Annotated in this window: 15 protein-coding genes, 1 tRNA gene and 1 other RNA gene; 5 read left to right on the top strand and 12 right to left on the bottom strand. The window is 74.6% G+C overall.

Going from position 1 to position 19825, the window contains the following annotated elements:
* Positions 1-110: 110 nt before the first annotated feature.
* The 5 genes from ACTJIY_RS14335 to ffs form a co-directional block, all read right to left on the bottom strand.
* A complete protein-coding gene (locus tag ACTJIY_RS14335; protein ID WP_253053991.1) occupies positions 111-773 on the bottom strand; it encodes a methionine ABC transporter permease in 663 nt (220 codons plus the stop codon).
* Complete coding sequence (locus ACTJIY_RS14330; RefSeq protein ID WP_440674673.1) at positions 773-1981, bottom strand: methionine ABC transporter ATP-binding protein; 1209 nt, start codon at positions 1979-1981, stop codon at positions 773-775. The genes ACTJIY_RS14335 and ACTJIY_RS14330 overlap by 1 nt, the downstream gene beginning before the upstream one ends.
* Positions 1982-2161: 180 nt before the next feature.
* Positions 2162-3067, bottom strand: coding sequence for a MetQ/NlpA family ABC transporter substrate-binding protein (locus ACTJIY_RS14325; protein ID WP_440674674.1), 906 nt, complete (start codon positions 3065-3067; stop codon positions 2162-2164).
* A gap of 478 nt (positions 3068-3545) precedes the next feature.
* Entirely contained in the window at positions 3546-4838 is a 1293-nt protein-coding gene (locus ACTJIY_RS14320) for an ion channel protein (protein WP_353708350.1), read from the bottom strand.
* A gap of 68 nt (positions 4839-4906) precedes the next feature.
* Positions 4907-5003: signal recognition particle sRNA small type (gene ffs, locus ACTJIY_RS14315), an RNA gene on the bottom strand.
* A 133-nt stretch (positions 5004-5136) separates the two neighbouring features.
* Here ffs and ACTJIY_RS14310 point away from each other — a divergent pair.
* Positions 5137-5222 (top strand) — tRNA-Ser (locus ACTJIY_RS14310).
* Positions 5223-5490: 268 nt separating this feature from the next.
* Here ACTJIY_RS14310 and ACTJIY_RS14305 read toward each other — a convergent pair.
* Positions 5491-7098: a glycoside hydrolase family 6 protein gene (locus tag ACTJIY_RS14305; RefSeq protein ID WP_253053997.1), complete on the bottom strand. Its 1608-nt coding sequence runs from the start codon at positions 7096-7098 to the stop codon at positions 5491-5493.
* 170 nt (positions 7099-7268) lie between these two features.
* Between ACTJIY_RS14305 and ACTJIY_RS14300 the strand changes: the two genes are divergently transcribed.
* The 4 genes from ACTJIY_RS14300 (at position 7269) to ACTJIY_RS14285 (ending at position 11576) form a co-directional block, all read left to right on the top strand.
* Positions 7269-7970, top strand: a complete 702-nt coding sequence (locus tag ACTJIY_RS14300) for a TetR/AcrR family transcriptional regulator (protein ID WP_253053999.1) — start codon at positions 7269-7271, stop codon at positions 7968-7970.
* On the top strand, positions 7967-8902 hold the full coding sequence (locus ACTJIY_RS14295; RefSeq protein WP_440674675.1) for an ABC transporter ATP-binding protein: 936 nt from the start codon (positions 7967-7969) through the stop codon (positions 8900-8902). Before ACTJIY_RS14300 ends, ACTJIY_RS14295 begins: the two co-directional genes overlap by 4 nt.
* Positions 8899-10578: an ABC transporter permease gene (locus tag ACTJIY_RS14290; protein ID WP_440674676.1), complete on the top strand. Its 1680-nt coding sequence runs from the start codon at positions 8899-8901 to the stop codon at positions 10576-10578. The genes ACTJIY_RS14295 and ACTJIY_RS14290 overlap by 4 nt, the downstream gene beginning before the upstream one ends.
* Positions 10579-10733: 155 nt before the next feature.
* Positions 10734-11576, top strand: a complete 843-nt coding sequence (locus tag ACTJIY_RS14285) for a hypothetical protein (RefSeq protein ID WP_440674677.1) — start codon at positions 10734-10736, stop codon at positions 11574-11576.
* Here ACTJIY_RS14285 and ACTJIY_RS14280 read toward each other — a convergent pair.
* From ACTJIY_RS14280 to ACTJIY_RS14255, 6 genes are read right to left on the bottom strand one after another with little or no spacing between them, the layout of a single operon-like run.
* Complete coding sequence (locus ACTJIY_RS14280; protein WP_440674678.1) at positions 11558-12256, bottom strand: response regulator; 699 nt, start codon at positions 12254-12256, stop codon at positions 11558-11560. The two genes, ACTJIY_RS14285 and ACTJIY_RS14280, sit on opposite strands and share 19 nt — an antisense overlap.
* Positions 12253-14847 (bottom strand): DUF4118 domain-containing protein, encoded by a 2595-nt coding sequence (locus tag ACTJIY_RS14275; RefSeq protein ID WP_440674679.1) that lies wholly within the window; start codon positions 14845-14847, stop codon positions 12253-12255. The genes ACTJIY_RS14280 and ACTJIY_RS14275 overlap by 4 nt, the downstream gene beginning before the upstream one ends.
* A 24-nt stretch (positions 14848-14871) precedes the next feature.
* On the bottom strand, positions 14872-15579 hold the full coding sequence (gene kdpC, locus ACTJIY_RS14270; protein ID WP_440674680.1) for a potassium-transporting ATPase subunit KdpC: 708 nt from the start codon (positions 15577-15579) through the stop codon (positions 14872-14874).
* A 23-nt stretch (positions 15580-15602) separates the two neighbouring features.
* Positions 15603-17801, bottom strand: coding sequence for a potassium-transporting ATPase subunit KdpB (gene kdpB, locus ACTJIY_RS14265; RefSeq protein ID WP_440674681.1), 2199 nt, complete (start codon positions 17799-17801; stop codon positions 15603-15605).
* Positions 17798-19480: a potassium-transporting ATPase subunit KdpA gene (kdpA, locus tag ACTJIY_RS14260; RefSeq protein ID WP_440674709.1), complete on the bottom strand. Its 1683-nt coding sequence runs from the start codon at positions 19478-19480 to the stop codon at positions 17798-17800. The genes kdpB and kdpA overlap by 4 nt, the downstream gene beginning before the upstream one ends.
* Before the next feature lie 5 nt (positions 19481-19485).
* Positions 19486-19575, bottom strand: a complete 90-nt coding sequence (locus tag ACTJIY_RS14255) for a potassium-transporting ATPase subunit F (RefSeq protein ID WP_253054013.1) — start codon at positions 19573-19575, stop codon at positions 19486-19488.
* Positions 19576-19825 lie beyond the last annotated feature (250 nt).

The raw sequence follows: 19825 nt of genomic DNA, 5'->3' as shown, positions 1-19825 counted from the left end.
GAGGCCGCTCCGCCGTCGTCGACGCCGAGCGCCACGAGATCGACCCGTACGTCCAAGATCGACCCTCGGGAGGTCGATCTGGGGACGCACGGGCCGATCTCGCGGGGCGGTCAGCGGTGGAGCGCCTTGCGGGCGAGCCAGTTGCCGAGGAGCTGCGCGACCTGGACGATCGCGATGATGACGAGGACCGTCACGACCACGACGCCCCAGTTGTAGCGCTGGTAGCCGTAGACGATCGCGAAGTTGCCGAGCCCGCCGCCGCCGATGATCCCCGCGATCGCGGACATGTCCAGCACGGCGATGAAGAGGAACGTGTACCCGAGGATAAGCGGCGCGAGCGCCTCGGGGACGAGCACGGTCGTGATGATGCGCCACGACGACGCGCCCATCGCGCGCGCCGCCTCGATGACGCCCGGGTCGATGCCCACGAGGTTCTGCTCGACGATGCGGCTCGTGCCGAACGCCGTCATGACGGACAGCGGGAAGATGAACGCCTCGGTGCCGAGCGTCGTCCCGACCACCTGGAGCGTCACCGGCCCGAGCAGCGTGACGAAGATGATGAACGGGATGGGCCGCACGATGTTGACGAGCACGTTGAGCACGCCGAACACCCAGCGGTTGTCGAGCAGGTTGCCCCGCCGCGTCACGTAGAGCGCGATGCCGAGGGCGAGGCCCGCCAGCCCGCCCGTGAGCAGCGCGACGGACACCATCTGGAGCGTCTGCCCGAAGGACTCCCAGAGGATCGGCCAGAGCTGGGACCAGTCGCGGTTCATCAGCGGCCTCCGAGGTTGCCGTGGCGGAAGAGGGTCTCGCGGCCGGTCCCGTACGGGTCGCCCAGGTCGCCGCCGGCGTCCTCGGGGGCGTCCCCGCCGCCCGGGTCGGCGTCGAGCCGCGCGACGCGCGGGTCGTCGAGCGGCCGGTCCGCGGTCCCCAGGTCCACGACGTCGGCCCGCTCGGCCAGCGCGACGAGGAACGGCGCGATGCGGTCCTCCGGCGCGTCGAGCTCGACGGTGAGCGACCCGAACGGGCGCTCCCCGACCTCGGAGATGCCGCCGTACACCACGGACCCGTCGACGTCGTGCTCACGCAGGAGGCGGAACAGGTCCGTCCCCGTGCTCGCGCCCTCCCGCACGCCGACCGTCACGAGCCGCCCGGGGTGCCGCTCGCGCAGCCGCGCGAGCGTCTCGCGCGACGGGCGGTCGTGGAGCGCGGTGCCGACGAACCGCTGCGCGGCGTCGGCGCTCGGCGCGGAGAAGACGTCGTACACGTCACCCGTCTCGACGACCCGCCCGTGCTCCATCACGGCGACGCGGTGGCACGTCGAGCGCACGACCTCCATCTCGTGCGTGATGACGACGATGGTGATGCCGAGCTCGGCGTTGACGCGCCGCAGGAGCGCGAGCACCTCGCGCGTCGTCTCGGGGTCGAGCGCGGAGGTCGCCTCGTCGGCGAGGAGGATCGTCGGCTGCGCGGCGAGAGCGCGCGCGATGCCGACGCGCTGCTTCTGCCCGCCCGAGAGCTGGCGCGGGTACGCCTTCGCCTTGTCGGCGAGGCCGACGAACGCGAGCAGCTCCGCGACGCGCGCGGCCCGCTTCTCGCGCGGCCAGCCGGCCACCTTGAGCGGGTAGGCCACGTTCCCGGCGACCGTCCGCGACGACAGCAGGTTGAACTGCTGGAACACCATGCCGATGCGCGAGCGCACCTCGCGCACGCGGCGCTCGGGCAGCCCGGTGATCACCTGGCCGTCGACGACGACCTCGCCGCTCGTCACGGTCTCGAGCGCGTTGACGAGCCGCACGAGCGTCGACTTGCCGGCGCCCGAGTAGCCGATGACGCCGAAGATCTCACCGCGGCGGATGCGCAGCGAGACGTCGTCGACGGCGTGCACGGCGCCGTCGCCCTCGCCGAACGTCTTGCTCACGTGGCGCAGCTCGATCGCGGGCTGCTCGTCACCGCCCTCGTCGCGGGGGACGTCGGTCACGTCGGGTTCCTCTCGTCGGAGGCCGGGCCTCCGGGCCGGGGCCGCCCGGGTCGCCTGGGATCACCAGGTGCGTCGTCGGGGCCGCCTGTCGGGGTGTGCCGCTCGCCTGCCATCGTCCTCCCCCGGGCACGACGGCGCGCGAGGGCGGGCGCGACGCGCGCGCCCGCCCTCGCGGGGACGTCAGGAGTTGCGGATGTCTTCCTCGATGCCCGCGAGGATCTCCTGGAGCTCGGCGGGCGTGTTCTCCTTGATGACGGCGGTGCCGCCCGACGCCTTCTTCTCCGCCTCGACGACCTCCGGCGAGTGCGAGATCTCGGCGAGCTTGAGCAGCGTCTCGTCGTCCTTGTCCTCGGCCCGCGCGACCCACACGTTGATGTAGGGCTTGGCGGCGTCGGAGTCGGGGTCGTCCTGGAAGAGCGCGTCCTCGGGCTTGAGGCCCGCGTCCTCGACGAAGTCGTTGTTGATGATCGACGCGTCGACCGACTGGAGCTGGATCGGCGTCTGCGCGGCGTCGACGGGCGTGACCGTCACCTTGGAGCTGGGCAGCACGTCGGCCTCGGTGGAGATGGAGCTCCCGCCGTCCTCGAGCTCGACCAGGCCGGCCTCCTGGAGCACGAGGAGCGCACGGGCGAGGTTGGTCGGGTCGTTCGGCACGGCGACCTGGCCGCCGTCGGGGATCTCCTCGAGCGACGTGTGCTTCGACGAGTACAGGCCGAGCGGGTAGACGGCGGTCGCGCCGATCGGCTGCAGGTCGTCGCCCGCGTCCACGTTGTACCCCGCGAGGAACTGGAGGTGCTGGAACTGGTTGACGTCGAGCTCGCCCTGGGACAGCGCCGGGTTCGCCTGCGTGTAGTCCTGGAGGTCGACGAGCTCGATCTCGATGCCCTCGGCCTCGGCATGCTCCTGGAACACCGCCCATTTGTCGTCGGACGCGCCGACGACGCCGACGCGGATCGGGTCCGCGGCGTCGCCGCTCGCGGCGCCGCCCGCGGTGTCGTCGCCACCGCCGCAGGCCGTGAGGGTGAGGGCGGCCGTGGCGGCGATCGCGGTCCAGGTCAGACGCTTGCGGGTGGTCGAGAACGACATGGGGGTTCCTTCCGGTGGCGGCGACGACGGTCACGGGTGGCGACCGGCGCGGCCGGTGGTGCAGGGACGGCCCTGCGAGGCGGTGGGGTTCGGGGTGCTTCCGGCGGGCCATCAGCCACGCGGCGAGCGGGGGCGTCGTCGTCAGGACGACGCGGCGGGTGCGGCGCAGGTCTCCCTGCGGGTCACGACGGCGTCAGCAGCCGCACATTCGCCCGGTGCGCACGCCACGACAGCACGACGTGCCGGCGCAGGACGCTGCGCGCGGGGTCGTGGTGACGACGTGGTTCCGGGTCATGCCGACATCATGAGCACGGTGGCACCCCGGACGCCAATCCCCGGGCCAGATTGTCCATGATGTGGACGGAGAAATGGTCGCATGCCGGGAATCGCCGGCCTCAGACCGGGGCGAAGCGGGCACCTGGCCAGGTCATGAGGGCCGTGCGACGACCGAACGAGGAGATCTGCGCCACACCGCCGCTCACGTCCGGGCCAGGGCGGCGAACTCGGGCGCTCCGTCCGCGGGAGGGTCCACGCGCATCGGCGGCATCACCCGCGCGACCAGCCAGACCGGCAGGATCGCGACGCACAGCACCGGGATGAGCCGCACGTCGCCCACGGTCACGGCCGCCATGAAGAGCGCGAGCCACCCGTCCCGGCTCACGACGAGCACGGCCCCGAGGACGGCCGCCGACACCGCGACCGCCGCGGGCACGGCCGGGACGAGCGACGATGCCGCGAGCCCGACCGCCACGCCGACGAACACCGTCGGGAAGATCCGACCGCCCCGGAAGCCGGCGCCCGCGGCGACGACGAGGGCGACGAGCTTGACGAGGGCGAGGACGAGGATCGCCGACCAGGCGAGCGTGTCGGCCTCCTCGGACAGCTCCTTCATCTGCGCCAGCCCCTTGAAGAGCGTGAGCGGCCCTCCGAGGACCCCGAGGAGCCCGAGCAGGAGACCGGCGGCACCGAGGGCGAGGACGGGGTGCCGCAGCGCGTGGAACGCGCGGTGGACCCACGGGAGGGCGAGGACGGCCAGGAGCGCGAGCAGTGCGGCGACGAGGGCCACGACCGCGGCGCTCAGCGCGTCGCCGACGTGCAGCCCGGGATGGTCGGGGAGGTCGATCGCGAACGTCGGCGCGTCGAACGCGAGCATCGTCACGGCCCCGGCCCCGGCGGCCACGAGCGGGGCGAAGAGCCGGTCGAACAGGGGTCCCGGCGCGTCGCCCCGCTCGGCGAGCGTCTCCGTCAGGACGAGCGCGGCCGCGACCGGCGTCGCGAACATCGCCCCGATCGTCGCGGCCATCGCCAGGCCCACGGCACCCTGCACCGGCACGCCCAGCCGGGGGCGGCACAGGAGCCAGGCCGTGAGGGCGACGTTGATCGCGATGATCGGGTTCTCCGGCCCCAGGCTGACGCCGCCCGCGAGGCCGAGGACGAGCGTGAGGGCGAGGCCGGGCAGGGCACGCAGCGGGAGCGGAGCGGTCACGAGGTCCGTCGTCGCGGGGTCGACCCCCGCGTGCCCCGGTGCCCACCGGATCGTCGCGCCGACCAGCAGGCCCGTGACGGTGAGCACGACGACCGTCCACCAGGTCTCCGTCGTCGCGAGGCCCCACGCCGCGGGCAGCCGGTCCCACACGAGGTCCTGGATCCACGTGGCGAGCGCCGAGAGCGCGAGAAGGGTCAGGGCGCAGAGCACGCCGACCAGGAGCGCCGGGACGACCAGGCGCACCAGGCGCCCCGTCGACGACGGAGGCTGCGGTTCCCCGGTCACACGGGCAGAGAACCACGCCGGGGCCGAGGCTGCACCTCGACCGCTCGGGTCCGCCGCGGCCCCGGGACGCGAAGGACCCCTCGCACACCCACCAGAGCTCACCTACCCTTGCTGCCTTCCGGCCCTGGGGGAGTTCGGCGAGATGATGCCGCACGAGGGGTCTGCGCCCACCCTAGCCCAGGTCGGCGCCCCACCCGAAACCCGGTCGGGCGCGGGGGCGATTCGGCCCGGACGCCGCGGTCCGGTATCCTCGTTGCGCTGCCGTCGGTGCGCCGTGTGCGCGTCGGCCGTCGCACCAGGAGGATTCGCCTAGTGGCCTATGGCGCACGCTTGGAAAGCGTGTTGGGTTAACAGCCCTCGGGGGTTCGAATCCCCCATCCTCCGCAGACCGAAGGGCCCGCCGCACTCGCGGCGGGCCCTTCGTCGTCGTCCGTCGCACCATGTCCGGCCGCCGGGACCGAAAAGGCCCGTCGCACGAGTGCGACGGGCCTCTCGACGTCCCGACGGTCCGACGCGCCGGGACGTGGCGCCGGCGGTGCCGCCGACGGCTACCCCCAGCCTACGGGTGTCTGGCCCGGAACGGCAGGGGTCTCTCGTCCCCAGTGCCCGTGATCTCCACGACGCACGTCGTGCGGGGAGCCGCGGCCACGGGTCAGACGACGTGGCACGGGCGCCCTCCGAGGGTCACGAGCTGCGGGCCGGCGCCCGGCGCGCCCGACGCGACGAAGCCGAACGTCGCGGTCGCGCCCGGTCGCACGCGCGCGTTCCACGACAGGCTGTGCGCGGTGAGGGCGGCGCCGTCGCGGCCCGCCTGCGCGCCCCACACGTCGGTGAGCCGCTGGTCCCCGTCGGGCGTCCAGCGCAGCTCCCAGCCGTCGAGCGGCGACGCGCCGGTGTTGCGGAGCTCGACCTGGGCGATGAAGCCGCTGCCCTTCTTGCCCTGCCACGTCCCGTGGACGGTGTACGCGACCTCGCAGGTCGGGCGCTCGACGGCGGGCGAGGCGAGCGCGAGGAGCTCAGCGGCCTGCTCGACGAACCACTGCCCCGCCGCCGGGTCCTCGATGCCGCGTGCGGGGTCGAGCGGGCCGCCGGTGCCGCGGTAGCACTTGCCGTCGGACTCGCCGGGCACCTTGATCCACAGGTACGCGTCGACGAACGGGTCCCCGGTGTCCGTCGTCGGTCGCTCGCCGAGCCCGCGGTCGGGCGGGTTGCACCACACCTCGGGGTCGGCGTAGACGCCGGACGGCGCGGTCCACGGCCCCTGGCCGTTGCGGCTCGTGTCGACGACGACGTGCTTCTGCGCCGCCGGGTCGCGCGCGACGCCCGTGTCCGCGTAGGCCTGGGCGTACGCGGCGTCGGTGAGGCCCCAGGTCTCGACGTCGTCGGGGTTCGCCGGGTAGTACTGGCTCGCGCACCACGCGGGCTCCCACCAGCTGTTCACCGACAGGTTGACGCAGTCGCTGATCCACGTCCCGTACTTCACGAGGCGCTCGGTCTCGACGTAGTTCGACGCGTTGACGAACACGCCGTCGGCGCGCTCGACGCCCGCCTTGATGAGGCGGTCGGTGATGTCGCCGACCCCGAGCCACCCGCTGTGCGTCCCGTCGAGGTAGACCGAGGTGGCCGGGAGCGCCGTGAGCGCGTCGACGGCGTGGTTGAGCTGGACGAACCGGTCGGCCGCGGCGGTCTCCGGGTCGAGCTCGGCCGGCCGGCACCACTCGGGGTTGCCGTTGATGTCGGTGTACCAGGGGATGATCCCGAGCCCGTCCGGCTCGAGGATCACGATCGCCGGGTCGTCGCCGATCCCCTCGGCGACGGCGTCCACCCAGGCCGTGTAGGCGGCCGTGTCGGCGGCGCCGCCCGCGGAGTACTGCGCGCAGTCCCGGAACGGCAGGTTGTAGACGACGACGGTCGGCACCGACCCGTCGGTCGCGGCCGCCCGGACGACGGACGCGACGTCGTCGCGCACCTCGTCGGGCGTGCCGCCCGTGAACCACGAGGCCGACGGGAAGGACCCGAGGAGCTGGGCGTCGGCGCGGGCCTGGCCCGTGAGCGCGGCGGCGGCCTGGAGGGTCGTGGAGAACGGGTCCACGTAGAGGCGGGTCCCCGGCCCGACGACGTCGTCCGCCGCGGGGGCGGCCGTCGCCCGGGGTGCGGCGGGGGTCGGGACGGGGGCGGCGCCGGCGCTCCCGGCGGCGGCGAGCAGCGGGCTCGCGAGCGCGAGAGCGGCGACGGCGGACAGGACGGCACGACGTCTCATGCGGATCTCCTTCGATCGACACGGGGGTGCGGAAACGACGGATGGAAGCGCTCCCATCGCGTCGTGAACTCCACTCAACCCGGCGCCGTCGTCGGCGTCAAGGGCCAGGTCGCGACAGAGCGCTCCCTCGCGGGTGGACACTCGTTGAACGAGTGTTTAGTCTATTGAACGTGCGTTCAGACCAGCCCTCGCCGACCGGCCGCGGCCGCCCCGCGCCGTCGGGCACCGACGACCTCACGACCCGCGCCCGCATCCGGGACGCCGCCGTCTCGCGCTTCGCGCGCGACGGGTTCGGCGCGCCGCTGCGCACTATCGCCGCCGACGCGGGCGTGAGCGCCGCGCTCGTCGTGCACCACTTCGGCTCCAAGGACGGGCTGCGCCGCGCGTGCGACGACTACGTGTTCGACGCGGTGCGCGCCGCCAAGACCGACGCCATCTCGCCGCAGGACCCCGCGGCGGGCCCGATGGGACTGTTCGCGCAGCTCGCCGGGATCGAGGACTACGCGCCCGTGTTCGAGTACACGCTGCGCAGCCTCCAGGCGGGCGGGGACCTCGCGCGGTCGTTCGTCGAGCACCTCACGCAGGTCACGCTCGAGTACATGGAGTCGGGCGTCGCCGCGGGCGTCATCCGCCCGAGCCGCGACGAGGCGGCCCGCGCGCGCTACCTCGTCTCCGTCTCGCTCGGGTCCCTGCTCGTCGACGGCGCGCTGCGCGAGCGGGCCGAGCCGCGCGACCCCGAGGCGGACCTGCGCGAGTACGTCGAGCGCGTGATGCTCCCCGCGCTCGAGGTCTTCACCGAAGGACTCTTCGTCGAGACGACCCTGCTCGACGCCTACCTGCAGCACACCACCCACCAGGAGGAGACGCGATGACGAGCACGACCCCTGCCGTCGAGGTGCACGACCTGCGCAAGGCCTTCGGCCACGTGCAGGCGCTCGACGGCCTCGACCTCACCGTCCGCGCGGGCGAGGTCGCCGGGTTCCTCGGACCGAACGGCGCGGGCAAGTCGACCACCATCCGCGTGCTGCTCGGGCTGCTGCGGCCCGACTCCGGCAGCACGCGGCTGCTCGGCGGAGACCCCTGGCACGACGCCGTCGACCTCCACAAGCGCCTCGCCTACGTGCCGGGCGACGTGAGCCTGTGGCCCAACCTCACCGGCGGCGAGGCGATCGACCTGCTCACCCGGCTGCGCGGGAGCGTCGACCCGCAGCGCAAGAAGCTGCTGCTCGAGCGCTTCGAGCTGGACCCGTCGAAGAAGGCGCGCACGTACTCCAAGGGGAACCGGCAGAAGGTGGCGCTCGTCGCGGCGTTCGCGTCCGACGTCGAGCTGCTCGTCCTCGACGAGCCGACGTCGGGCCTCGACCCCCTCATGGAGTCCGTGTTCACGCAGTGCGTGCGCGAGGTGACGGCCGAGGGCCGCTCCGTCCTGCTCTCGAGCCACATCCTGGCCGAGGTCGAGAAGCTCTGCGACACCGTGACGATCATCCGCTCCGGGCGCACGGTGCAGTCGGGGACGCTCGCCGAGCTCCGCCACCTCACGCGCTCGTCGGTCACCGCCGTGACCGAGCGCGACCCGTCCGCGCTCGACACCCACGACGGCGTGCACGACCTCGTCGTCGAGCCCGGCGCGGACGGGACGCGGGCACGGTTCGACGTCGACAACGACCACGTCGAGGCCGTCCTGCGCACGCTCACCGACCTCGGGCTGCGGTCCGTGACGGTCAACCCGCCGTCGCTCGAGGAGCTGTTCCTGCGCCACTACGGCGACGAGCTCGCCGTGCTCGACGGGGCGGGCGCGCTGTGAGCGCCCCCGGGACCGCCCGCACGGCGGCACCACCGCGGGGGCGACGCGCCACCGCCGTCGCCCCCGAGCCCCACCGGCGGGGCCGCGCGGCCACCGGCTGGACCACGCTGCTGCGCTTCGTCCTGCGGCGCGACCGCGTCCGCATCCCCGTGTGGACCGCGTCGATCGCGCTCCTGTTCGGGTACGCGGCCGTCGCGCTGGACACGCTCTACCCCACCGCGGCCGACCGCCAGGCGCGCGCGGCGCTCGTGTCCAGCCCCGCGGGGATCATGCTGTCCGGACCCCAGTACGGGATCGAGGACTACACGCTCGGCGCGATGATCGCGAACGAGATGGCGCTCACCGTCATGGTCGCCGTCGCGATCATGAGCATCTCCCTCGTCGTGCGGCACACGCGCGCCGAGGAGGAGACCGGGCGGGCGGAGCTCGTCCGGGCCGGGGTCGTCGGGCGGCACGCCCCCGCGACCGCCGCGTTCGTCGCCGCGCTCGTCGCGAACGCCGCCATCGCGCTCGCGACGGGGGCCGTCCTCGTCGCGACCGGGCTCGAGGCCGTCGACTCGTTCGCGCTCGGCGCCGCGGTGGGCGTCACGGGGCTCGTGTTCGCCGCCGTCGCGGTCGTGACGAGCCAGGTGACCGAGCACGCGCGCGCCGCGAGCGGCCTCGCGCTCGCCGTGCTCGGCGTCGCGTTCCTGCTGCGCGCGGTCGGCGACGTCCAGGAGGAGCACGGGAGCTGGGTCTCGTGGCTCTCCCCCATCGGCTGGGCGCAGCAGATCCGCGCGTTCGTCGACCTGCGCTGGTGGCCGCTCGGCCTGTCGGCCGTCCTCGTGGTGCTGCTCCTCGCCCTGGGCGCGGCGCTCGCCGCGCGGCGCGACCTCGGCGCGGGCCTCGTCCCGCCGCGTCCGGGCCGGCCCGACGCCGCCGGGTGGCTCGCGAGCCCGCTCGCGCTCGCCTGGCGCCAGCAGCGCGCGTCCGTGCTCGCGTGGAGCATCGGGGTCGGCGTCACCGCGCTCGCGTGCGGGACGTTCGTCGACTCGGTGGGCGACATGGTCGCCGACAACCCCGAGATCGCGCAGATGCTGGGCGACGCCACCGACCTCGTGGGCGGGTTCGTCGCCGTCATGGCGCTGTTCCTCGGGCTCGGCGCGGGCGGGTTCGCCGTCGCGTCGGCCCAGCGGGCCCGCGGCGAGGAGACGGCGGGACGCCTCGAGCCCGTGCTCGCGACCGGGGTCGGGCGCGTCCGGTGGCTCGGGGCCCAGCTCGTCGTGACCCTGGTCGGGACGTCGGTGCTGCTCCTCGTCAGCGCCGTCGGGCTGTCGCTCGGTGCGCTGAGCGTCGGCGAGGACGCCTTCGGGCTCGGCGACTACCTCGCCGCGTCGTTCGCCTACCTCCCGGCGATCGCGGTCGTCACGGGCGTCGCCGTCGCCGCGTTCGGCTGGCGGCCGGGCCTCGCGTCGCTCGCCTGGGCGCTCCTCGCGTACTCGTTCGTCGTGACGATGTTCGGCGCCCTGCTCGACCTGCCGTCGTGGGCCAGCGGCGTCTCCCCGTTCTGGCACGTCCCGCAGCTCCCGGGCGCCGACGTCGAGCCGTGGCCGTTCGTCTGGCTCACGCTCCTCGCCGTCGCGCTCGTCGCGCTGGGCCTCGCGGGCTTCCGCCGCCGCGACGTCCCCCGCCCGTGACGCCGAGGTAGAGGCCTGGTAGCGCGAGGTAGAGGCCTGGTCGGCCCGTGCCCTGACCACGCCTCTACCTCGGCTAACCAGGGCTCTACCTCGCGTCGCCGTGGGGGCCTCCGGATAGGCTCGGTCCACTGTGCCCGACCACGGAGGTGACGGTCATGTCCACGCCCGACCAGAGCGACGCGACGCGCTCGGCCAGGGCCACCCTGCACGAGTGGGTCGCCGCGATCCCCACCCAGGAGCCGAGCCCGGCGCCGGGCGGCGGCTCCGGCGTCCCCGACCCGCGCACGTGGGTCGCGGCGCTCGCGCTCGAGGGGACGTGGCTCGGCCTCTACCAGGACGCGTACGCGCTCACCGAGGCCGAGTGGGAGGACCTGCTCGGCGACCTCTCCCGGTACGCGGACGTGCGTCCGCCCGCGAGCGCCGTCGTCTTCCGCGACGTGGACCTCGACGAGGACCCGTTCCGCGACGACGAGCGCCCGCTCGTGGACGCCGTCCTGCGGGTCGCGCTCGAGGAGGGCGTCGAGAACCTCACGCTCGCCGCGGTCGCGCGCCGCTGCGACCGCAGCGAGTCCACGCTGCTGGCGATGTTCGGCGACGCGGAGACGCTGGTCGACGACGTCGCGCTCGAGGTGCTGCAGTCCGGGTTCGACGACCTGTCCCCGCTGCGCCTCGACCCGTCGCGCGCGGCGGTGGCCGCGTCCGTCGCGGCGCTGGACGACTCGCGCAAGGCCGCGGCGCTCCTGCGCCTGTACGCGCTCGGCGGCGTCGCGCGCGACGACGTCCCGGAGGGGCAGCACGAGGTGCACGCGCTCGTGCTGCGCGCGTGGCGCGAGGAGGGCGCGCCGTCGTCGCTCGTGCTCGCCGCGCTCGCGTGCGACGGCTGGCGCGCGGGCGAGCTGCAGCGGGCGCTGCTGTTCCCGCCCGCGCTGCCGGGCGCCGTCGTGCGCGAGCTGGCGCGCCTCGTCGACGACGCGGCGGGTCACTCCTCGAACCGGTAGCCGATGCCGGGGCTCGTGATGAGGTGGCGCGGGGCCGCCGGGTCGTCCTCGATCTTGCGGCGGAGCTGCGCGAGGTAGACCCGCAGGTAGTGGGTGTCGCGCGTCGCGGTCGGCCCCCACACCTCGCGCAGGAGGTGCTCGCGCTCGACGACCCGCCCGCGCTGCGCGACGAGGATCTCGAGCAGGGCCCACTCGGTGGGGCTCAGCCGCACCTCGACGCCGCCGCGCAGGACGCGGCGGCGGGCGAGGTCGATGTGCAGGTCGCCCGCCTCGACGACGGCGGACCCGTCCCGGGCGGTGCCCGCCGACCGCCGCACGGCGGCCCGCAGCCGCGCCATGAGCTCGGGCATCGCGAACGGCTTGGTGACGTAGTCGTCGGCGCCGGCGTCGAGCGCGTCGACCTTGTCGTCGCCGAGGTGGCGGGCGGAGAGCACGACGATCGGCACGGTGCTCCACGCGCGCACCGCGCGGATGACGTCGAAGCCGCTGAGGTCGGGCAGACCGAGGTCGAGGAGGATGACGTCGGGCGTGTCCGTCGCGACGAGGTCGATGCCCGCCCCGCCCGACGTGGCGGTGCTCACCCGCCAGCCGTGCGTGCGCAGCGTGATGGCGATGGCGCGCAGCAGGCCGGGGTCGTCGTCGACGACGAGGACGTGGTGGGTCGCCGGGTCGTCGCTCACGCGCTCTCCTCCCGCTCGGGGCGTGCCGCGTCGCGCGGCGCGACGGGGACGGTCAGGACCATGGTGAGGCCTCCGCCCGGGGTGTCCTCGGGGACGAGGGTCGCCCCGACGGCGCGGGAGAACCCGCGCGCGACGGCGAGCCCGAGCCCGACGCCGTGGCCGGCGGCGTCACCGAGCCGCTGGAAGGACTCGAACATCCGTTCCTTGGCCTCGTCGAGCACCCCCGGCCCGAGGTCGACGACCCGCACCTCGACGATCCCGCCCGAGGCGGACGCCCGGACGCGGACGGGCTCGCCCGGGGGCGCGAACCGCACCGCGTTGGCGACGACGTTCGCGACGACGCGCTCGAGCAGGCCGGGGTCGGTGCGCACCAGCGGCAGGTCCTCGGGCACGTCGAGCACGACGCGCGGGCCGTGCGGCTCGACCGCGACCGGCACGATCTCCTCGAGCGAGACGTCGCGCAGGACCGGGGCGACGGAGCCCGTCTGCAGGCGCGAGAGGTCGAGCAGGTTGTCGATGAGCTGTTCGAGCCGCCCGGTCTCGGACGCCGCGGTCTCGACGAGCGCCGTCCGGTCCTGCGGCTCCAGGACCGCCTCGGGCGAGCGCAGCCCGTCGACCGCGGCGCGGATCGCGGCGAGCGGGGTGCGCAGGTCGTGCGAGACGGCGGCGAGCAGCGCCGTGCGGGTCGCGTCCGCCTCGGCCAGGACGGCGGCTCGAGCCGCCTCCTCGCGCAGCCGGCGGTACTCCAGCACGATGCCCGCCTGCGCGCCGAACGCCTCGAGCACCTGGCGGTCGCCCGCGGGCAGCGGACGGCCGTCGAGCACGAGCCGGAGGTCGTCGTCGACGCTCACCACGGTCCGGGTCTCGTCATCGCCCCCGGGGCGTCGTCGGGACCCGCTCCCGGCCGGCCCCCCGGTGTCGGCGGCGCGGTCCGCGACCGCGATGGTCGACCACTCGCGCCCGCGCCCGTCCGCGCGCGACCGCTCCTCGATCGCGACCCGCCGGAGCTGGAAGGTCTGGGCCAGCCGACCGACGACGGCCTCGGCCGTATCCTCCCCGGACAGGACCGAGCGGGACAGCGCGGCGAGGGTCGACGCCTCCGCCCGCGCCCGGTAGGCCTGCACCGTGCGCCGGGCCGAGAGGTCGACCACCGACGCGACCGCGGCCGCGACGAGCACGAACACGAGCAGGGCGAGCAGGTTCTCCGGGTCGGCCACGGTGAGCAGCCCCGTGGGCGGCGTGAAGAACCAGTTGAGGCACAGGAACGAGACGACGGCGCAGGCCAGCGCGGGCCACATGCCGCCGACGAGCGCGACGCCGACCGACAGCGCCAGGAAGAGCATGACCTGCGTCGACAGCCCGACCGCTCCCCGGGCGGCGTCGAGCAGGGCCGTGAGTCCCGCCGGGCCGGCGACGGCGAGGACGAACCCCGCGACGCGCCGCCGGGCGGACAACGGGCTCCAGCCGCGCCGCGCGACCCGTCCCGACCGGGCCCGCTCGTGCGTCACGAGGTGCACGTCGAGCGAGCCCGAGAGCCGGGCGATCTCCGCGCTCGTGGACCCGAGGAACGCCTCGCGCCACCGCGAGCGCCGCGAGACGCCGACGACCACCATCGTCGCGTTCGCGCCGTGCGCGAAGTCGACGACGGCCGACGCGACGTCCTCCCCCACGACGGTGTGGAACGTCCCGCCGAGGGACTCGACGAGGGCGCGGTCGGCGGCGATCGCCGCGGGCGAGGCCGTGGGCAGGCCGTCGGTCGCGAGCACGTGCACGGCGAGGAGCTCGGACCCCGCCGCGCGCTCGGCGATGCGGGCGCCGCGACGCAGCAGCGTCGCGCTCTCGGGCCCGCCGGTCACGGCCACGACGACGCGCTCGCGCGCCGGCCACGTCCCGGAGATCGCGTGGTCGGCGCGGTACCGCGTGAGGGCGTCGTCGACGCGGTCCGCGAGCCACAGGAGCGCGAGCTCGCGCAGCGCCGTGAGGTTGCCCTCGCGGAAGTACGAGGACAGCGACGCGTCGATCTGCTCGGCCCGGTACACGTTCCCGTGCGCGAGCCGCCGCCGCAGCGCCTGGGGCGAGAGGTCGACGAGCTGGATCTGGTCGGCCTCGCGCACCACGTGGTCGGGGACGGTCTCGCGCTGCCGCACCCCCGTGATCGCCTCGACGTCCTCCGTGAGCGACTCCAGGTGCTGCACGTTCACCGTCGTCACGACGTCGATCCCGGCCGCCAGCAGGTCGTGCACGTCCTGCCACCGCTTGGCGTGGCGCGAGCCCGGCGCGTTCGTGTGGGCGAGCTCGTCGACGAGCGCGACGTCCGGGTCGCGTGCGACGACGGCGTCGACGTCGAGCTCGGTGAGCTCGACGCCCCGGTGCCCGACGGCGCGGCGCGGGACCACCTCGAGGTCGCCGATCTTCGCCGCCGTGGCCGGGCGCCCGTGCGTCTCGACGAGGCCCACCACGACGTCGGTCCCGCGGGACCGGCGACGGTGCGCCTCGTCGAGCATCGCGAACGTCTTGCCGACGCCCGGCGCGGCGCCGAGGTATACCGTCAGCCTCCCCCGGCGCCGCCCGTCAGGCGTGTCGGCACTCATGTGCGCAGTCCATCACGTCGCACGTCAGGGCGCGTCCGAGCCGGCGGGCGCGAGTTCCTCGAGGGCGAGGTTGAGCGCGAGCACGTTCACGCGCGGGTCGCCCAGCACGCCGGCCACGCGCCCGGCCGCGGCGTCGTCGACGAGCGCGCGCACCGCCGCCGGGTCGAGCCCGCGCGCGGCCGCGACGCGGTCGACCTGCTGGTACGCGTACGCGGGCGACACGTGCGGGTCGAGGCCCGAGGCCGACGCCGTCAGGGCGTCCGGCGGGACCGTCGCCGGGTCGACGCCGTCCTCCGCGGCGACGGCCGCCCGGCGCTCCTCGATCGCGGCGACGAGCTCGGGGTTGTTCGGCCCCAGGTTCGACCCCGCGGACGCGAGGGTGTCGTAGCCCTCCCCGGCCGCCGACGGGCGGCCGTGGAACCACTCGGGCGCGGTCCCCGGCTCGCCGAACGCCTGGCCGACGAGCACGGACCCGACGACCGGGGCGCCGTCCGCCCCGGCGTCGTCGACCGACGAGGCCCGGGTGCCGTCGGCGCGGACGAGCGAGCCGTCGGCCTGCCACCCGAAGGCGGCCTGGCCGACGCCCGTCACCGCGAGCGGGTAGAGCCCGCCGAGCAGGAGCGTCATGAGGAGCAGGACGCGCAGCCCCGCCCACGACTGCCGGACGAAGGAGACGGCGCCGCCGGCGGTCGACGGGCGGCCTCCGGACGGGACCTGCGAGGAGCTGGGCACGGGAGTTCCTTTCGGCACCGGGATCAGAAGCCCGGGAGGAGGGAGACGAGGAGGTCGACGAGCTTGATCCCGACGAACGGCGCCACGAGGCCGCCGAGCCCGTAGATCAGCAGGTTGCGCCGGAGCAGCGCCGACGCGGACGCCGGGCGGTACCGCACCCCGCGCAGCGCGAGCGGGACGAGGACCACGATGATCAGGGCGTTGAAGATCACCGCGGAGAGGATCGCGGACTGCGGGCTGGACAGGCGCATGACGTTGAGCACCTCGAGCGCGGGGAACGCGCCCAGGAACATCGCGGGCAGGATCGCGAAGTACTTCGCGACGTCGTTCGCGACGGAGAACGTGGTGAGCGCGCCGCGCGTGATGAGGAGCTGCTTGCCGATCTCGACGATCTCCAGGAGCTTCGTCGGGTTCGAGTCGAGGTCGACCATGTTGCCCGCCTCCTTGGCGGCGGTCGTCCCCGTGTTCATCGCGACGCCGACGTCGGACTGGGCCAGCGCGGGCGCGTCGTTCGTGCCGTCGCCGGCCATCGCGACGAGGCGACCGCCCTCCTGCTCGCGCCGGATGAGGGCGAGCTTGTCCTCCGGCGTCGCCTCGGCGAGGACGTCGTCCACGCCCGCCTCGGCGGCGATGGCCCGCGCCGTGATCGCGTTGTCGCCCGTCACCATGACGCTCCGGATGCCCATCGCGCGGAGCTGGTCGAACCGCTCGCGCAGCCCGTCCTTGACGACGTCCTTGAGCCGGACGACGCCGAGCACGCGCGCCGGGCCGTCGGCCACCTGCTCGGCGACCACGAGCGGCGTCCCGCCCTGCCCGCTGACCGTCTCCACGTGGGCCGCGAGCTCGTCCGTCTCCGGACCCGTCACGCTCCCGCCCGTCGAGTGCACCCACCGCTGCACCGCCGAGCCGGCGCCCTTGCGCACGCGCCGCACGCCGCCGTCGGGCGAGGGCAGGTCCACGCCCGACATCCGGGTCTGGGCCGTGAACGGGATGAACTCCGCGCCCGCGGTCTCCCGGACCAGGTCCGCCGCGGGACGCCCGTCCATCGACGTCACGAGGTCGACGATGCTGCGCCCCTCCGGGGTCTCGTCGGACAGCGAGGCCAGGCGCGCCGCGTCGGCGAGCTCCGCCGCGCTCACGTGGCCCACCGGCAGCACCTCGGTCGCGAACCGGTTGCCGTGCGTGATCGTGCCGGTCTTGTCGAGCAGCAGCACGTCGACGTCGCCCGCCGCCTCGACCGCGCGGCCCGACATCGCGAGCACGTTGCGCCGGACCAGGCGGTCCATGCCCGCGATGCCGATCGCGGACAGCAGCGCGCCGATCGTCGTCGGGATGAGGCACACGAGGAGCGCGACCAGCACCACGAGCGACTGCCGTGCCCCCGAGTACACCGCGAACGGCTGGAGCGTCGCGACGGCGAGGACGAACACGATCGTCAGCGAGGTGAGCAGCACGTTGAGCGCGATCTCGTTCGGGGTGCGCTGACGCTCGCTGCCCTCGACGAGCGCGATCATCCGGTCGACGAACGTCTGGCCGGCCGGTGCCGTGATCCGCACGACGATGCGGTCGGACAGCACGACCGTCCCGCCCGTGACCGCCGAGCGGTCCCCGCCCGACTCGCGGATCACCGGCGCGGACTCCCCCGTGATGGCCGACTCGTCGACCGACGCGACGCCCTCGATCACGTCGCCGTCGCCCGGGATCGTCTCCCCCGCGACGACCACGACGACGTCACCCACCCGCAGGCTGGACGACGGCACGTCGACCGTCGGCAGCAGGTGCAGGCTGGACCCCGCGGTGAGCGTGTCGGTCGGCGCGTCCACACGGCGCGCCGTGGTGCTGCGCTGCGTCGCGCGCAGGCTCGACGCCTGCGCCTTGCCGCGCGACTCCGCGACCGACTCGGCGAGCGTCGCGAACAGGACCGTCGCCCACAGCCACACCGCGACGAGGACCGAGAACAGGTCCGGGTCCAGCGCCGCGAGGACCGTCGTCGCGACGGCACCGATCTCCACGACGAACAGGACCGGCGACCGGTACAGCACGCGCGGGTCGAGCTTGCGCACCGCGGCCGGCAGCGCCGCGCCCACCTGCGCGAGGGACAGCGCCCGCGGCGCGCGACGCCCGCCGCGGTGGTCGTCGTGGTGCGCGCCGCCGTCGGGCGCCCCCGCGGGGGACGCCGGGGTGCCGGGCAGCTGAGGGACGGAAGCGAGCGGGGTGCTCATGACAGGGACTCCACGACAGGACCGAGGGACAGGACGGGGACGAAGGTGAGGCCGACGACCACCAGCGCGACCGTGCCGAGCAGGCCGACGAACAGCGGCTGGTGGGTCGGCAGCGTGCCGGCCGACGGCGGCACCGAGCGCTGCGAGGCGAGGCGCCCCGCGAGGGCGAGGACGAGCGCGATGGGGACGAATCGGCCGACGAGCATCGCGAGCCCGAGGAGCGTGTTGTAGTACGGCGTCCCGGCCGACAGCCCGGCGAACGCGGAGCCGTTGTTGTTCCCGGCCGACGCGAAGGCGTACAGCACCTCGGTGAGCCCGTGCGGGCCGCCCTCCTGCTGACCGGCGAGGCCGTCGGGCAGGACCACGGAGAGCGCCGTGCCGACGAGCACGACCGCCGGGGTCGTCAGGACGTAGAGCGCCACGAGCGTGATCTCCTGGCGGCCGATCTTCTTGCCCAGGTACTCGGGCGTGCGGCCCACCATGAGGCCCGCGACGAACACCGCGACGACGGCGAGCACGAGCATCCCGTACAGCCCCGCGCCCACGCCGCCGGGGGCGATCTCGCCGAGGAGCATGTTGAAGAGGACCACGCCGCCCCCCGGTGCGGTGAGCGAGTCGTGCATCGCGTTGACCGCGCCCGTCGACGTGCCGGTCGTCGCGGTCGCGAAGAGGGCGCTCGCGGCGAGGCCGAACCGGGTCTCCTTGCCCTCGAGCGCGGCGCCCGCGGCGTGCGGGGCGGCACCCGGCCCGGCGAGCTCCGCCCACGTGGTCAGCGCGAGCGCGACGGCGAACAGCCCGGCCATCGCGCCGAGGACGGCCCAGCCCTGACGGCGGTCGCCCACCATGAGGCCGAACGTGCGCGGGAGCGTGAACGGGATCAGCAGGATGAGGAAGATCTCGAAGACGTTGGTGAACGGGTTCGGGTTCTCCAGCGGGTGCGCCGAGTTCGCGTTGAAGAACCCGCCGCCGTTGGTCCCCAGCTCCTTGATGGCCTCCTGGGACGCGACCGGACCGCCGAGGACGTGCTGCGTGCCGCCGGCGAGCGTCTCGACCGCGGTGTGCGGGCTGAGGTTCTGGACGACGCCGTTCGCCACGAGCACGACCGCGGCGACGAACGCGATCGGCAGCAGGATCCGCACGACGGAGCGGGTGAAGTCGGTCCAGAAGTTGCCGACCCGCGCGTCGGTCCCCGAGCGGGCGAACCCGCGCACGAGCGCGATCGCGACCGACATCCCGACGGCGGCCGAGACGAAGTTCTGCACGGCAAGGCCGGCCATCTGCAGGAGATGGCCCGCGGCCGCCTCGCCGGAGTACCACTGCCAGTTCGTGTTCGTCACGAACGAGACCGCGGTGTTCCACGCGCCCGCCGGGTCCAGCCCCGTGAACCCGAGGTTCATCGGCAGGTGGTCCTGGAGCCGGCCGAGCCCGTAGAGGAACAGGACCGAGGCGAGCGAGAAGCCCAGCACGGAGAAGAGGTAGGTGCTCCACCGCTGCTCCGCGTCGGGGTCCACGCGCGCCAGCCGGTAGCCCGCGCGCTCCATCCGCAGGTGGCGCGACGAGGTGTACACGCGCGCCATGTACGCACCGAGCGGCGCGTGCACCGCCGCGAGCGCCGCGACGAGGAGCGCGACCTGACCGACGGCCGCCCACACGACCGCGGCGTCGACCGTCGTCGGCACGGCGCTCACCGGGCCCGGTCGCTGCGGAGCAGCGCGACGAAGAGGTAGCCCAGCACGGCGACGACGGCGCCGAGCGCGATCCAGTCGAGGATCATCACCGGGTGCCTCCCGAGGAGCCGTGACGACGCGCGACGAGCGCGACCGTCGCGAAGAACGCGACGGTGAGGAGGAGGAAGGCCAGGTCGGCCATGGTGGGAACGCCTTCTCGACGACGGTCGGCCGGCGCTCGTGGCGGGCGCCGTGCCGGCGCCCGGAACCCGGGCGCACTGCCGTTCTACGCCCGGCCGGAGGGCTCCGGACGGGGCTCTGACGGAACCTTGACGCCCTCTGCCGGAACCTTGACGG

The sequence above is a fragment of the Cellulosimicrobium sp. 22598 genome (assembly GCF_052044445.1).
In the GTDB taxonomy this organism is placed as follows: Bacteria; Actinomycetota; Actinomycetes; order Actinomycetales; family Cellulomonadaceae; genus Cellulosimicrobium; species Cellulosimicrobium cellulans_G.
The sequence above is the reverse complement of the archived record's forward strand: the minus strand, read 5'-3'. Positions and strand labels throughout refer to the sequence as shown.

Excerpts from the sequence above, each read along its gene's own strand:
- ACTJIY_RS14335 (WP_253053991.1), bottom strand. The coding sequence starts at position 773 with ATGAACCGCGACTGGTCCCAGCTCTGGCCGATCCTCTGGGAGTCCTTC.
- ACTJIY_RS14255 (WP_253054013.1), bottom strand. The coding sequence starts at position 19,575 with ATGATCCTCGACTGGATCGCGCTCGGCGCCGTCGTCGCCGTGCTGGGC.
- kdpB (WP_440674681.1), bottom strand. The coding sequence starts at position 17,801 with ATGAGCACCCCGCTCGCTTCCGTCCCTCAGCTGCCCGGCACCCCGGCG.
- ACTJIY_RS14275 (WP_440674679.1), bottom strand. The coding sequence starts at position 14,847 with ATGAGTGCCGACACGCCTGACGGGCGGCGCCGGGGGAGGCTGACGGTA.
- ACTJIY_RS14305 (WP_253053997.1), bottom strand. The coding sequence starts at position 7,098 with ATGAGACGTCGTGCCGTCCTGTCCGCCGTCGCCGCTCTCGCGCTCGCG.
- ACTJIY_RS14295 (WP_440674675.1), top strand. The coding sequence starts at position 7,967 with ATGACGAGCACGACCCCTGCCGTCGAGGTGCACGACCTGCGCAAGGCC.
- ACTJIY_RS14325 (WP_440674674.1), bottom strand. The coding sequence starts at position 3,067 with ATGTCGTTCTCGACCACCCGCAAGCGTCTGACCTGGACCGCGATCGCC.
- ACTJIY_RS14285 (WP_440674677.1), top strand. The coding sequence starts at position 10,734 with ATGTCCACGCCCGACCAGAGCGACGCGACGCGCTCGGCCAGGGCCACC.